The sequence below is a fragment of the Rhizobium etli 8C-3 genome, from assembly GCF_001908375.1.
GTDB lineage: Bacteria > Pseudomonadota > Alphaproteobacteria > Rhizobiales > Rhizobiaceae > Rhizobium > Rhizobium etli_B.
The window spans coordinates 1,033,158-1,046,794 of sequence record NZ_CP017241.1; the positions used below are offsets into that span (position 1 = coordinate 1,033,158).

A 13,637-nucleotide genomic window follows, 5' to 3' on the forward strand; every position below is an offset into this window, starting at 1 on the left:
AGGCGGCAGCGCCGAATGGCGGCGGCATCGGAAGGTTTCGATGAGTTATCCACGTAAAGCTGAAAAGCAGATATCCGAACTGGCGAACGGCCTGATCGACCCGGTGCTTGCAAAACGGGCGGGCATCAACACCGCGCTGCTCGGTTGCTGGGATGAAATTGCCGGCGCGGATTTCGCCGACTGCACACGTCCGGAAAAGATCGCCTGGGCGCGCAGCAGCGAAGGCGGCACCTATAAGCCCGGTGTCCTGACGATCGCCTGCGAAGGCGCCCGCGCTCTGTTTTTGACGCACGCGCAGGGCGAGCTCATCCAGCGCATCAACAGCTTCTTCGGCTTTGCTGCCGTCCACCAGATCCGTATCGTCCAGAAGCACGTTTCGCAAGCTCCAAAGCGCTCCCGCACTCCGCCGCCACTGAAGGGCGAGGCTGCCCGCAAGCTTGAAGACATGATGGAAGGCATCGAGGACGACAAGCTGCGCCAGGCGGTGAAGCGGCTGGGAACTGCGGTGCTGGGGAAGGGGCGCAGATAGCGGACTTTGAAGAACCGTCGTCGACTTTACAAAAGCAGCGTTCAAAGACTGAGGCTGTTCGATACCTGCAGAAATACGCCTGCCGCTTTTTGTCCAAGCTGAATGCAGATGCGACGCACAACGCAAGCTTTCGTCCCACCAAGGTCACAATTCTTTGAAGTAAGTTGCCGAAGCGTGCCTTGTTCGCGGCCGCGTGCCGTTATATCGCACATTGAGCCGCCACTCTCGATTAGGGGAACCCATGCTGATCTCTGAAATGCAACTGACGAAACGCCAGCTTCTGAGCGGCATGGCCGCCGCGACCGCGACGCTTGCGATTACCGGCACGGCAAATGCAGCAGCCGAACTTCCGCAGCCGGCTGGCGATGTCGACATGACGGAGGTGCTGAAGCCCGGCCCGCTGCCAGAAATGGCGCTCGGCAAGCAAGATGCGCCCGTGACCATCGTCGAATATATGTCGATGACCTGCCCGCATTGCGCCAACTTCCACAACACGACCTTCGACGAGATCAAGAAGAAGTACGTGGACACCGGCAAGGCGCGTTTCATCATCCGCGAATTCCCATTTGATCCGGCGGCAGCAGCAGCCTTCATGCTGGCTCGCTGCAACGCCTCCAAGCCGGAAGAATTGAGCGCGCCGGAACAGTATTTCCCGATGGTTTCCATGCTTTTCAAGCAGCAGGAAACCTGGGCCGCCGCTGAAGATCGCCGTGCTGCACTTCTCCAGATGGCCAAACTCGCCGGATTTAGTGAGGATAGTTTTACGAAGTGCTTGACGAACCAGAAGCTTCTGGATGAAGTGAACGCCACGCGGGAAAGGGGCTCCAAGGAGTTCGGCATCGATGCCACGCCGACTTTCCTCATCAACGGGAAGCGTTATTCTGGAGACATGCCGGTTGACACCATGTCGGCCCTCATCGACAGCCTGCTTTGATCCGCACCGTTTCAAGATGACGGGCGACGGCGAAAGCCGTGCGCCCGTTTTTTGTTCTGCGCGCCGTGAGGGCGCCGCATGAAGTTCAACAAGCTCCGCCTCATCGGCTTCAAATCCTTCGTCGAGCCGACCGAATTCATCATCGAGCGGGGTCTGACCGGCGTTGTCGGGCCGAACGGCTGCGGCAAGTCCAATCTTGTCGAGGCGCTGCGCTGGGTGATGGGCGAGAACTCGTACAAGAACATGCGCGCCTCCGGCATGGACGACGTGATCTTCTCCGGTTCGGGAAACCGCCCGGCGCGCAACACGGCCGAAGTCGGGCTCTATCTCGACAACAGCGAGCGTACGGCGCCTGCCGCCTTCAACGATAGCGACGAGATTCAGGTGACCCGTCGCATCGAGCGCGAACAGGGTTCGATCTATCGAATCAATGGCAAGGAAAGCCGTGCCAAGGACGTGCAGCTTCTCTTCGCCGATGCGTCTACGGGCGCCCGCTCGCCTTCGATGGTCGGGCAGGGGCGCATCGGCGAGCTGATTTCGGCAAAGCCCCAGGCCCGCCGCCAGTTGCTGGAAGAGGCCGCCGGCATTTCTGGCCTGCATTCGCGCCGCCATGAGGCCGAACTGCGGCTGCGCGCCGCTGAAGGCAACCTCGAACGCCTTGATGACGTGACCTCGCAGCTTGAAGGCCAGATCGAGAGCCTGAAGCGCCAGGCGCGTCAGGCAAACCGCTTCAAGACGTTGTCTGCCGAAATCCGCGCGCGCGAAGCCACACTGCTGCATATCCGCTGGGTACAGGCGAAGGAGGCGGAAGCCGATGCAGACAGCGCCCTCAATCAGGCGACCGTCGTCGTTGCCGAAAAGGCCCAGATCCAGATGGAGGCCGCAAAGGCTCAAGGGGTGGCCAGCCTGAAGCTTCCGGAGCTTCGCGAGAGCGAGGCGCGTGCCGCCGCTGCCCTCCAGCGGCTGCAGATCGCAAAATCCCAGCTCGAGGACGATGCGAACCGCATCCTGCGCCGTCGCGACGAACTGACGCGTCGCCTGGCGCAACTCGCCGAGGACATTCAGCGCGAGCAGCGGCTGGTGTCGGACAATGCTGCGATCCTTTCGCGGCTCGATGCCGAGGAGACGGATATTGCGGAGATATTGGCAGATTCTGGCCGCCATGCCGACGAATTGCGCGAGGCGTTCGAAGGGGCTGCGGCAAAGCTTGCCGACAGCGAGCGCGTTTTCGCAGCGCTGACCGCCGAGCGCGCCGAAGCTGCCGCTGGACGCCATCAGTTGGAACGGGCGATCCGCGATCTTGCAGACCGCAAGACGCGCCTCGAACGGCAGATGAACGAAGCCAACCGCGAGTTCTCCAGTGTGGCTGAAAAGATTGCTGCGCTGCCCGATCCCGATGAGAAGCGGGCCGTTGTCGAAGCTGCGGAGACGGCTGTCGCCGAAGCCGAAGCGGTCATCCAGGCGGTCGAACAAGCGCTCTCCGCAGCGCGCGAGAAAGAAGCGCTTTCACGCGCGCCGGTCGATCAGGCGCGCTCGAAGTTGAATGCGCTGGAAACCGAGGGCCGGACGATCTCGCGCATGCTTGCTGCAGGTGCGGCGGCAGGGGAATTTTCGCCGGTTGCCGATGAGCTCCGCGTCGATCGCGGCTTCGAAACGGCCTTGGGCGCTGCCCTCGGCGACGATCTGGAATCGCCACTTGATCCGAAGGCGCCCGCCCACTGGTCGGGAAATGGTGATGGCACTTCCGATCCCGCACTGCCGACCGGGGCCGTGCCCTTGCTGAACCATGTCGGCGCCCCGGCTGCATTGACGCGCCGCTTGAAGCAGATTGGCCTGGTCGCCGACGGCGACGCGATGCGGTTGATGAACGACTTGAAGCCCGGTCAGCGCCTGGTGACCAAAGATGGCGCCGTCTTCCGCTGGGATGGCCATGTGACCGGTGCCGATGCCCCGAGTGGCGCCGCCTTGCGCCTCGCCCAGAAGAACCGCCTCGGCGAGCTGGAAAGAGAAGTGTCGCTTGCTCGCGATGTTTTGGCTCAATCGGAGGAACGGCTTGCCATGGCGGGCGAAGCCATTCGCGGCGAGGAACGCAGGCTTGGCGAAGCGCGTGACATGAACCGCCTATCGGTCCGTCACCTTGCTGAAGCGCGCGACGCGCTGGCTGCCGCCGAACGAGCCTCCGGCGATCTCATCCGCCGTCGCGACGTGGTTGCAGAAGCCGTCAGCCAGCTCCAGTCGCAGCAGGAAGACCTCGCCGTTCAGGAAGAGACCGCGCGCATCGAGCTCGAGGACGCGCCGGATCTCACCACACTCGACGGCAGGCTGCGCATTCAACAGGCAGAAGTCGCGACTGATCGCGGTCTTGCGGCCGAAGCGCGCGCCCGCCACGAAAGCCTGAACCGCGAGAACGAAGCCCGAAAGCGCCGCATCATTGCGATCGGCCAGGAGCGCGAGACCTGGCGCCAGCGCGCCGCAAGCGCCGAGGATCACATCGCGACCCTGCGCGATCGCGAGGAGGAGGCCCGCGAGGAAGCGGCCGAACTCGAAATGGCGCCGGATGAGTTCGAAGACAAGCGCCAGGCGCTGCTGAACGAACTGCAAAGAGCAGAAGCCGCCCGCCGTGGGGCCGCCGATCTTCTCGCTGCGGCCGAACTCGTGCAGCGCGAAGCCGATCATAAGGCCGCCACCGCGCTTTCCGAGCTTGCCGAAAGCCGCGAGCGCCGCGCCCGCGCCGAAGAACGCCTCGTCTCTGCGCGCGAGAAGCGGCAGGAGAGCGAAAGCCGAATTCGGGAAATGCTCAATGTTGCGCCGCATGAAGCCTACCGCCTGACAGGCCTGCAGGCCATGCAGTCCGTTCCCGACTTGCGCGATGTCGAGCGCGAGCTGGAGCGGCTGAAGATGGAGCGCGAGCGCCTCGGTGCCGTGAATCTTCGCGCCGAGGAGGAGCAGAAGGAGCTCACCGAGAAGCTCGAGGCGCTGATCAAGGAGCGTGACGACGTCATCGACGCCATTCGCAAGCTCCGCGGTGCGATCCAGAGCCTCAACCGCGAGGGCCGCGAACGTCTGATCGCTGCCTTCGATGTCGTCAACGGTCAGTTCCAGCGCCTCTTCACCCATCTTTTCGGTGGCGGCACGGCGGAGCTTCAGCTGATCGAATCCGATGATCCTCTGGAGGCGGGCCTGGAAATCCTCGCCCGCCCGCCCGGCAAGAAGCCGCAGACGATGACACTGCTTTCGGGCGGCGAGCAGGCGCTTACGGCCATGGCCCTGATTTTTGCCGTCTTCCTCACAAATCCTGCGCCGATCTGCGTGCTGGACGAGGTGGATGCGCCGCTGGACGATCACAACGTCGAGCGCTATTGCAATCTGATGGACGAAATGGCTGCCTCGACGGAGACTCGATTCGTGATCATTACTCACAATCCGATCACCATGGCGCGCATGAATCGACTCTTTGGTGTAACGATGGCCGAGCAAGGTGTATCGCAGCTTGTTTCCGTCGACTTGCAAACCGCCGAACGCCTTCGCGAAACGGCCTGAAAAACAAGCGTTTTTATAAATACCCAAAAAAGGTCACGTCTGAAAGGACACCTTAACCCAATTGGGTGATGCTCTTTTTTTAGAATTGAATTAGAAGTTGTTTCTAAATGGCGGACCTGAGATGCGGGTCTATGCGCATGTTGGATCGACCGGGTGGCATACCGACTAAGGGCAGTCGGATTTATCCGGTTTAGTGTACCCCCCGTCCAGTTTCCTGGCTGGACGGAAACAAGGCTTTGCGGGAAGGTTGTTGCAGTCCCGCAAAGCTTTTTTCTTCCCCATTCCAATCAATCGGTTCGAAACGGCGAGCATCCGTTGTGCGGTGCAATATTTCGCCGTATTTGTCGATTTTCATTTCAGGACCAAGGGAATAAGCTGGTCCTGATTTTGATCGGGGGGAAGATGACCAAACTGGTCTATACGTTCGGCAGCGGTCAGGCGGAAGGTCGCGCGCGCGACCATGACGTTCTCGGCGGTAAGGGCGCCAATCTGGCCGAGATGTGCAGCCTTGGCCTGCCGGTGCCGCCAGGCTTTACCATTGTCGCCGATGCCTGCAGCGCTTATTACACGCTCGGCAGACGGATCGATGCGGGCCTGAAAAATGAAGTCCGCCGGGGACTGGAGACGATCGAGAGGGCGACTGGTCGGCAGTTCGGCGCAAAGGATCGGCCGCTGCTCTTGTCCGTCCGCTCAGGCGCCCGCATTTCCATGCCGGGCATGATGGACACGGTTCTCAATCTCGGCCTCAACGACGAAACCGTGCAGGCGTTGGGACATGATGCGGGCGACGCCCGTTTTGCCTGGGATAGCTACCGCCGCTTCATCCAGATGTATGCTGATGTCGTCATGGGCCTCGATCACGAAATTTTTGAGGAGATCCTGGAAGACCAGAAGGCGCGTCTCGGCCATGAGCTCGAAACCGAGTTGACAGCCGGCGATTGGCAGCATGTCGTTTCCCTTTATAAGGAGCTGATCGAGGAGGAACTCGGTGAGGAATTCCCGCAGGATCCCGAAGAGCAACTGTGGGGTGCCATCGGTGCCGTATTCGCAAGCTGGATGAGCGCGCGCGCCGTCACCTATCGCCAGCTCCATAACATTCCGGGAGGCTGGGGCACGGCCGTCAACGTCCAGGCCATGGTCTTCGGCAATCTCGGCAATGCGTCGGCAACCGGTGTCGCCTTCACGCGCAATCCCTCGACCGGCGAAAGGTCGCTCTACGGCGAATTCCTTGTGAATGCGCAAGGCGAAGACGTCGTCGCCGGCATCCGCACGCCCCAAAGCATTACGGAGGAGGGCCGCATCAACTCCGGTTCCGACCGCCCGTCGCTGGAAAAGCTGATGCCGGAGGCTTTCGAGGAACTCACCGGTATCTGCGCCGAGCTCGAAGCGCACTACCGCGACATGCAGGACATCGAATTCACGATCGAGCGCGGCAAGCTATGGATGCTGCAGACGCGCTCCGGCAAGCGCTCGACAAAGGCAGCGATGAAGATCGCCGTCGATATGGTGGATGAGAAGCTTATAACCGAAGAGCAGGCGGTGCTGCGCATCGAGCCGTCAACGCTCGACCAGCTTCTGCACCCGACGATCGATCCTCGCGTGGACCGCCAGGTGATCGGTACCGGATTGCCGGCTTCGCCGGGGGCTGCGACCGGTGCGATCGTCTTCACCGCGGAAGAGGCAGTCGCGGCGGAAGAGGAGGGCCGCAAGGTCATCCTGCTTCGCGTCGAAACGAGCCCGGAGGACATCCACGGCATGCATGCCGCAGAAGGTATCCTCACCACGCGCGGCGGTATGACCAGCCACGCAGCGGTGGTTGCCCGCGGCATGGGCGTCCCCTGCGTGGTCGGTGCGGGAACGATGCGCATCGATCTCCGCAACGAGCGCCTTATTGGTGTTGGCGTGACGCTGAAAAAGGGCGACATCATCACCATCGACGGCTCGGCCGGGCAGGTATTGAAGGGCGAGGTTCCGATGATCCAGCCGGAGCTTTCCGGGGATTTCGGCCGCATCATGGGCTGGGCCGACAGGCTCCGCCGCATGACGGTGCGCACCAATGCCGATACGCCCGCCGACGCGCGCGCTGCGCGTGCCTTCGGCGCGGAAGGCATCGGCCTTTGCCGCACCGAACATATGTTCTTCGAAGGCGAGCGCATCCATGTCATGCGTGAGATGATCCTCGCCGAAGACGAGAAGGGCAGACGTGCTGCGCTCGACAAGCTGCTGCCAATGCAGCGGTTGGATTTCACGGGCCTCTTCACCGTCATGCACGGCCTGCCGGTGACGATCCGCTTGCTCGATCCGCCGCTCCACGAATTCCTGCCGAAGATTGAGGAAGAGATCGTGGATGTCGCCGCTGCCATGGGCATGGAGGCGGCCGCACTCCGCCAGCGTGTGGAGGCGCTGCACGAATTCAACCCGATGCTCGGCCACCGCGGCTGCCGGCTTGCCATTTCCTATCCCGAGATCGTCGAAATGCAGGCGCGCGCCATTTTCGAGGCGGCCGTTGCCGCCGCGCAGGAAACGGGGTCGGCCGTCGTCCCGGAAATCATGGTGCCGCTCGTCGGCCTGCGTTCAGAGTTGGATTACGTGAAGGAACGGATCGACGCGGTTGCCGGGGAGGTGATGGCCGAGGCTGGCATGAAGATCGACTATCTCGTCGGAACCATGATCGAGTTGCCGCGGGCAGCCCTGCGCGCACACAAGATCGCCGAGGCAGCCGAGTTCTTCTCCTTCGGCACCAATGACCTGACGCAGACGACCTTCGGCATTTCGCGTGACGATGCCTCCGCCTTTATCCCGACTTACCAGCGCAAGGGGATCATCGAGCACGATCCTTTCATCTCCCTGGATTTCGACGGTGTCGGCGAGCTGATCAGCATCGCTGCAGAACGCGGCAGGCGCACACGCAATGACATGAAGCTCGGCATTTGCGGCGAGCACGGCGGCGATCCTGCCTCGATCCATTTCTGTGAGACGATCGGCCTCGATTATGTCTCCTGTTCGCCGTTCCGCGTGCCGATTGCGCGGCTCGCGGCGGCTCAGGCCGTCATCAGTAACGGTCAGCGGCGGTAATAGCGAGGATAGTAGATCGGGCGGGTGAAGTCGTCGAAGTTTTCGTCTGCCTGGGCGCGAAACGCGCGCGCGTCAGCGCGCCTGTCGAGATCGATGCGCTGCAGGCAGGTGGCAAAAGCGTCGGTGCCGCGCCTGAAGCCGTAGCCGAGGCATCGCCGCTCGTCGGCAGCCCGCCGTTCTTCCGGCGTGAGAGTCTGGCAGGCCGACAGGCTGATCGCGATGGCGGCGAGGGACAGGGAAAGAGCGGAAATACGCATTCACATTCTCCGATGCATGAACCGGTCGCCAGACAAAAGGCGATTTGCCGGCTCACGTCAACAAACATCGGAAAACGCGGCTGAGATCAGATTCGTTCCAGCACCTCGATGAAGGCATCGGCGAACTGCACGAGATGTGCGGTTTCCTCATCCGGCGCCTGCACGCGGATTTCCGAGCCATTGCCATCGAGAACGGCAAGCACGACGCGCATTTTGGTGCTCGCCGACGGGATGCGCAGAACGGCGATGCGCCGGCAATTCTCGATCAGCCCGGCTGCCGGAAGATCGAACAGGAATTCGCCGTCTGCATTGGCGGCAGCTGCGCGCACGGCCTCGCAAAAGCCCTCTTCGCCGCCGTTATAGCCTTCGAGCGAAAGCTCGAGCTCGAGAAGCTCCATCGGCAGGAAGGACTCGGATGGATCGCTTGCCCCAAGCGATGGTACCTGTGGTCTTTCTGTTGTTTCCGATGAAAGCATCGATTTTCTCCTGATCCTTCCCGTTGGCGGCAATCCGCCGGAGCTGTGTTTCTAAGTCACATGTCACATATCAGATGTTGCTTATTAAAGCCACCGTCGCCTTTTGGTGGATTGCAGCCCTTGCGCGGAGACAACAGTTTCAATTTAGGCGAATCTTGCCATAAACAAGTGTGGGTGCTTCTTGCGCCTTCGCAGGCGGTTTGCGCCTGCGAATAACCGGTAAGTTTGATGGCCATCCGCTTTGACCGCCCCGTTTCCAGTTCGGCCCGCTTCGCGCGGCGCTTCGGGGCGTTTGCACTGGTCCTCTGGGTCGCGGTGCTGGTCGCGCACCGCTTCGGCGGGCTTGCCACGCCCTATCTCGTGCTGCTCTTGCTTGTCTCCATCGGCTTTGCGCTGCTTGCCGCCTTGCTTGCGGCCATCGGTCTTAGAAGCCTCTGGGTGTCCGGAGCCGAAGGCGGCCTCGATGCGTTGAAAGCGCTGATCTTTGCGATCCTTCCCCTGGGTTTCGGCGGATTCATCGCAGAGCGCTATTTCACGCTGCCGGCCATCTACGACGTGTCGACGGATGTCGTTTCAGCGCCAGACTGGCTTTCGCCGCCACATGCAGATCAGATCTGGATGAAACGCAATCCCGACGGGTCGCCGCAGGCGCGCGACCAGCAGCTCCTCGCCTATCCGGAACTGACCGGTCGGCGTTATGAAGGCGCGATCGACCGCGTCCTCGAAGCGGTCAGGAAAGTGGCGAAGCTGGATGGCATCACGATCACCGCAAGTGCTGGCGAAGGCGAACCGGTCCGCGATCTCGAGGATGCGCCGGCAAGGCCGCAGCCGGATGGCGATGCCGTCGCCGAAGCGCCCGATCAGGTTCCCGTTCCCACGCCGAGGCCCTATGAGGACGATGTCGCAAAGCTCATTCGCGACGCAAACGGCGTGACGCTTCAGGGCGAAACGCGCACGCTCATCATCGGCCTGCACTTCGACGTCGTCATCCGGCTGCGGGAAGAAGCCGAAACCACTTTCGTCGACCTCCGCGTCGCCTCCCGCTACGGCCAGCACGACCTTGGCCTCAGCGCCGAAATCGCCGACCATTATCTCGAAGCCCTCGACATGGAACTTCTGGGCATTGCGGGGTAAGAAGAAAGCTCAAACGCCGTCTTTTTCCAGCCATCCGGCATAGCTCACGATCAGCCCGGTCAGAGGACCGCCCACCTCCACATGGAAATGGAACCGGCCTTCGCGCTCCTCCTCGTAGGTATCCCCGCGAGGCGCCAGCACCAAAGGCAGGGGGATCCCGAAAAATCGCCAGCCGCGAACGATGAAACGTAGCTTTGCGCCATCCGGCACCACAGCCATCAGAATCCGGAAAGGCCCGAAATCTTCAGCGAGCAGATGCGCATCGCGCCCATTTCCCTCCAGTTGCACGCTGCCAAACCCAGCACCGCCGAAATCGCGTGTCCACAGCTCTGTTCTGCCTTTGGTGGTGAAACATACGCTGACCGCAACATCATCCTGCGCTTTCGGAAAGCCCACGGCGGCAGCGATGATCGAGGCAAGCAAACCGGTACCACGCTCCACGCTTGCACGGCCCGAGAGCTTGTGTCCGCCTTCGCTTGTGTCATGCGTCGCGGCAATCGCACGGGGTAGCCGTTCCCAGGCCGAGCCGAGCAGGCGCCGATAGAGGGGCAGGTCCACATCTGCCGGCCCAACCTGGCGTGTGCCGCTTTGGATGGCGAAACGCTTGAAACATCTTTCGAACGCCTGGAGAGGAAACTCGCCGTCCGCCGAACGCGCACCATCGGCCGGTCGATTGCCATTCGCAAGCTTTCGGATCAGGGCCTCCAGCCCGGCGACAGGAATGAACGGCCCGTCATCGCCTTCCGCGACCAGATGCCAGCTCGCTTCAAGCGGCTTGCCGCCCCGATCCGCTCCCGAGACGTGGACGAACATGCCGCCCCGGTGTTCGCCGGTGGCGAGGAGCTTGCTTGCCCGATGCATCAACGGGGCAATCGCCAGCAGCGAGGAAAGAAGCTTGATCCGCACCAGTTGCGCCGTTGCGGCCAGCAGCCGTTGCAGGATCTGTGGAGTTGTTGCCGCACCGGTGAATACAGAGCAAAGGCCTTCGAACCGTTGAGGCAAGAGATCGAGATCCGGCGCGTCAACCAGTCTGAAACATCTGCTTTTGAGCGGGATGCATCCGGGCGGTGCGACCGTCACTCGATGCCAGTCGATCAGCCCATGGCCAGTCGCTGAACGGCCGTTGCGCAGGATCGGCACGGGCTTTCCTGCATAGCTCGCAATCGCCTGGACGACGTTGGGACCGACGTCGGCATGCGGCGAGGGCGCAATACCCGATGAAACGTGGTCGATCCGCGAAAAATCCTGTGCCAGACGGTCGAGCGCGGCAAAGGAGAGAGCAGGAAAGCTGCTCAGCCCCGACAGCACGAATACGCGCGCCGCCCGCGCTTCCGCATCAAGCGCTGCGATCTTGCGGACGAATTCGCGGCTGTCTGCCAGATCGGCGTAATCGATGCCGAGCGATATGCAGGCCCTCGGCACGCGAAAGCTATCGCCCATCGTCTGGAACGGTCCGGAAGCGTCTACGGTCACGGCGGGCCGGAGCGCAGACAGCTGCTTGTAAACATCGCCGTTGCGGTCGAACTCCACTGGCTCCTTGCCGGCTTTGCCGCCCAGACTGGTCACGAAAGCAACCGCCTTGGCAAGCGAACGTCCTGCGATCAGCAGGCAGAAACGCTCGTCGTCGCAAAGAAGCTGCGCCAGCCTGGCGCCGAACGTTCCATAGCCGCCTATGATGAGAATGCGAAGTGCTGCATCGCTCATGCCAGGAAGCGGCTCCGCTCCTCGGGCGAAGGCACGTAGCAGGTTGTCCGGCGCCCGGCGATTTTCAGGCGGTTCCTGGCGACGAACTCATAGAGCCGGTCGGCAAGCGGGCGCGGCAGGATATAAAAGATACTGACGAGCGACCAGGGAAAGCCGAGCCGCGCAATCATGCGGATCGAACCCTCGGATTTGAAATGCGCACGGCCGTCTTCGATCAGGATATTCGTCTCGTAGTCCCGCTCATCCAGGCCGTAGTGCCGGTAGAGTGCCGCGCCGAGCGGCGATTGCGCGGCAAGGAAGCGGTACCGCCCGGCCTTGTCGTGCCTCAGCGCGAATTTCACCCAGCCGGAGCAGAAGACGCATTCGCCGTCGAAGATGATGACCGGCTTGTCATCCGGAAAGGTCGGAACAGCAGCATCGCTCCGATAGCTATAGTCATTGCGTCTCATCGCCCCGCTCCAGCTGACAGTCGATAGGCCCCGAAGAGCGAAGGGGGTCCGTTGGCCTGCACGATCCCGCGTTCCACCAAATCCTCGATATGCGCGAAGACGGAGAGTGCGGCGGCGCCGTGCAGCCTGGGGTCTGTGTCGCGGTAGATCACCTTCACCATGTCGGGGATCAGCTGGTCGCCCGCCTTGATCCGCTCCACGATGGCGCGCTCACGCATGCGCCGGTGCGTCTTTAGCGCCCGCACGAAGGAGGCGGGACGTTTCACCGGTCCGCCATGGCCGGGGAAAAGCAGGTGATCGCGGCGCGCGATCAGCTTGTCGAGCGAGGCCATGTAGTCGGCCATCGAGCCATCCGGCGGCGCTACGATGGAGGTCGACCAGGCCATGACATGGTCGCCGGAAAAAAGGATGCCGGTTCCTTCAAGCGCGAAAGCCGCGTGGTTTGCGGCGTGTCCCGGGGTCAGCACCGCCGTCAGCGCCCATCCGTACCCCTTGATGGTCTCGCCGTCGCCAAGCGCGATATCCGGCACGAAATGCATATCGGCGCTTTCGGCAAAGGGATTGACCTCGCCATCGTAAAGCGGCCTTGCTACCCGGTGACTACCTTCGCCGACGGTAACGGCGCCTGTCTCTTTCTGCAACTTCGCGGCAAGCGGTGAGTGGTCGCGATGCGTATGGGTGATGACGATATGCGTGACAGTCCGGCCCATCAAGGCCTTGATCAGTGCCTCAAAATGCGCCTCGTTCTCAGGTCCCGGATCGATGACTGCGACGGCCGAGGTACCGACGATGTAGCTGTTGGTGCCGTGGAAGGTGAAAGGGCTCGGATTGTTGGCCGTGATGCGCTGGACCCCCGGCGCAACGTTCACCGCGCGTCCATAGTGAGGGTCGAAGGCAAGGTCGAATGTCGGGCTGGGCATCGTTTATTTGTATTCTATCTCGATAAAGGACATCGGCTCGCTTCCGGCATTGACGACATTGTGCTCCGCTCCCGCCTCGCGCCGGTAGGCAGCACCCATGGCCACGTCGACGCGCCGACTGCCGTCCCGGTCCTCGAGCAGGAATTTGCAATCAGTCATCGGCACGACGACATAGCCGAGTCCGTGAGTATGCACGCCGGTATCTGCACCCGGCTCGAAGTCCCAGCGCGTGATGCGCACGACGGCATCATCGAGAAGAAGCGTCGCAAGGGCAGGCGGGCGGGCACGGTAGTTGCTCATGATCTCTCCTGAGACTTTGATCGGGCGAACCAAGACGTAGCACGACACAGGAAAAAGCACACAGAAATACGCCGGTAGCGCAAGTTAGTGATTGTGAGGCAGCCGGACCTTTGCTAATCAGGCCTCGCTTCCGGCAAAGCGGGCTTCCGCTTTCAAGCTCTGGTGGGGCGTCGCCAAGCGGTAAGGCACCGGTTTTTGGTACCGGCATTCCCAGGTTCGAATCCTGGCGCCCCAGCCACGTATGTGTAGCTCGCCACATACGTTTGAACTTTCGCCACTAGATTTGAGCAAAATGGCCGTTAAAGGCTGCTCGGCAGAC

Annotated in this window: 11 protein-coding genes and 1 tRNA gene; 6 read left to right on the forward strand and 6 right to left on the reverse strand. The window is 61.9% G+C overall.

The genetic code is table 11. From position 1 onward, the window contains the following. Positions 1-40 precede the first annotated feature (40 nt). From AM571_RS05195 to ppdK, 4 genes are all read left to right on the forward strand, one after another. Positions 41-529, forward strand: coding sequence for a DUF721 domain-containing protein (locus tag AM571_RS05195; RefSeq protein WP_074063080.1), 489 nt, complete (start codon positions 41-43; stop codon positions 527-529). 241 nt (positions 530-770) lie between these two features. Then, positions 771-1,463, forward strand: a complete 693-nt coding sequence (locus AM571_RS05200) for a DsbA family protein (protein ID WP_074060491.1) — start codon at positions 771-773, stop codon at positions 1,461-1,463. A 78-nt stretch (positions 1,464-1,541) separates the two neighbouring features. Then, positions 1,542-5,003, forward strand: coding sequence for a chromosome segregation SMC family protein (locus AM571_RS05205; protein WP_074060492.1), 3,462 nt, complete (start codon positions 1,542-1,544; stop codon positions 5,001-5,003). A 402-nt stretch (positions 5,004-5,405) separates the two neighbouring features. Beyond that, entirely contained in the window at positions 5,406-8,078 is a 2,673-nt protein-coding gene (ppdK, locus tag AM571_RS05210; RefSeq protein ID WP_074060493.1) for a pyruvate, phosphate dikinase, read from the forward strand. On the opposite strand, the gene AM571_RS05215 is transcribed toward ppdK, so the two are convergent. Both AM571_RS05215 and AM571_RS05220 read right to left on the reverse strand, forming a co-directional pair. Next, positions 8,066-8,335, reverse strand: a complete 270-nt coding sequence (locus tag AM571_RS05215) for a hypothetical protein (protein ID WP_074060494.1) — start codon at positions 8,333-8,335, stop codon at positions 8,066-8,068. The genes ppdK and AM571_RS05215 overlap by 13 nt on opposite strands. An 86-nt stretch (positions 8,336-8,421) precedes the next feature. After that, a complete protein-coding gene (locus AM571_RS05220; RefSeq protein ID WP_074060495.1) occupies positions 8,422-8,811 on the reverse strand; it encodes a hypothetical protein in 390 nt (129 codons plus the stop codon). 228 nt (positions 8,812-9,039) lie between these two features. On the opposite strand from AM571_RS05220, the gene AM571_RS05225 reads away from it, so the two are divergent. Continuing rightward, entirely contained in the window at positions 9,040-9,945 is a 906-nt protein-coding gene (locus tag AM571_RS05225) for a DUF1499 domain-containing protein (protein ID WP_074060496.1), read from the forward strand. A gap of 9 nt (positions 9,946-9,954) precedes the next feature. On the opposite strand, the gene AM571_RS05230 is transcribed toward AM571_RS05225, so the two are convergent. The 4 genes from AM571_RS05230 to AM571_RS05245 are packed head-to-tail and all read right to left on the reverse strand — an operon-like array spanning position 9,955 to position 13,318. Beyond that, positions 9,955-11,649, reverse strand: coding sequence for an SDR family oxidoreductase (locus AM571_RS05230; RefSeq protein WP_074060497.1), 1,695 nt, complete (start codon positions 11,647-11,649; stop codon positions 9,955-9,957). Further along, positions 11,646-12,098, reverse strand: coding sequence for a thiol-disulfide oxidoreductase DCC family protein (locus AM571_RS05235; RefSeq protein ID WP_074060498.1), 453 nt, complete (start codon positions 12,096-12,098; stop codon positions 11,646-11,648). The genes AM571_RS05230 and AM571_RS05235 overlap by 4 nt, the downstream gene beginning before the upstream one ends. Further along, a complete protein-coding gene (locus AM571_RS05240; protein ID WP_074060499.1) occupies positions 12,095-13,018 on the reverse strand; it encodes an MBL fold metallo-hydrolase in 924 nt (307 codons plus the stop codon). Before AM571_RS05240 ends, AM571_RS05235 begins: the two co-directional genes overlap by 4 nt. Before the next feature lie 3 nt (positions 13,019-13,021). Then, positions 13,022-13,318, reverse strand: coding sequence for a cupin domain-containing protein (locus AM571_RS05245; RefSeq protein WP_074060500.1), 297 nt, complete (start codon positions 13,316-13,318; stop codon positions 13,022-13,024). 163 nt (positions 13,319-13,481) lie between these two features. On the opposite strand from AM571_RS05245, the gene AM571_RS05250 reads away from it, so the two are divergent. Next, positions 13,482-13,556: transfer RNA gene (locus tag AM571_RS05250), tRNA-Gln, on the forward strand. The last annotated feature ends 81 nt before the right edge of the window (positions 13,557-13,637 follow it).

Bases quoted from the DNA above. Each gene is read 5' to 3' on its own strand.
- AM571_RS05225 (WP_074060496.1), top strand. From the start codon at position 9,040: ATGGCCATCCGCTTTGACCGCCCCGTTTCCAGTTCGGCCCGCTTCGCG.
- AM571_RS05245 (WP_074060500.1), bottom strand. From the start codon at position 13,318: ATGAGCAACTACCGTGCCCGCCCGCCTGCCCTTGCGACGCTTCTTCTC.
- AM571_RS05240 (WP_074060499.1), bottom strand. From the start codon at position 13,018: ATGCCCAGCCCGACATTCGACCTTGCCTTCGACCCTCACTATGGACGC.
- AM571_RS05195 (WP_074063080.1), top strand. From the start codon at position 41: ATGAGTTATCCACGTAAAGCTGAAAAGCAGATATCCGAACTGGCGAAC.
- AM571_RS05200 (WP_074060491.1), top strand. From the start codon at position 771: ATGCTGATCTCTGAAATGCAACTGACGAAACGCCAGCTTCTGAGCGGC.
- ppdK (WP_074060493.1), top strand. From the start codon at position 5,406: ATGACCAAACTGGTCTATACGTTCGGCAGCGGTCAGGCGGAAGGTCGC.
- AM571_RS05220 (WP_074060495.1), bottom strand. From the start codon at position 8,811: ATGCTTTCATCGGAAACAACAGAAAGACCACAGGTACCATCGCTTGGG.
- AM571_RS05205 (WP_074060492.1), top strand. From the start codon at position 1,542: ATGAAGTTCAACAAGCTCCGCCTCATCGGCTTCAAATCCTTCGTCGAG.
- AM571_RS05235 (WP_074060498.1), bottom strand. From the start codon at position 12,098: ATGAGACGCAATGACTATAGCTATCGGAGCGATGCTGCTGTTCCGACC.
- AM571_RS05230 (WP_074060497.1), bottom strand. From the start codon at position 11,649: ATGAGCGATGCAGCACTTCGCATTCTCATCATAGGCGGCTATGGAACG.
- AM571_RS05215 (WP_074060494.1), bottom strand. From the start codon at position 8,335: ATGCGTATTTCCGCTCTTTCCCTGTCCCTCGCCGCCATCGCGATCAGC.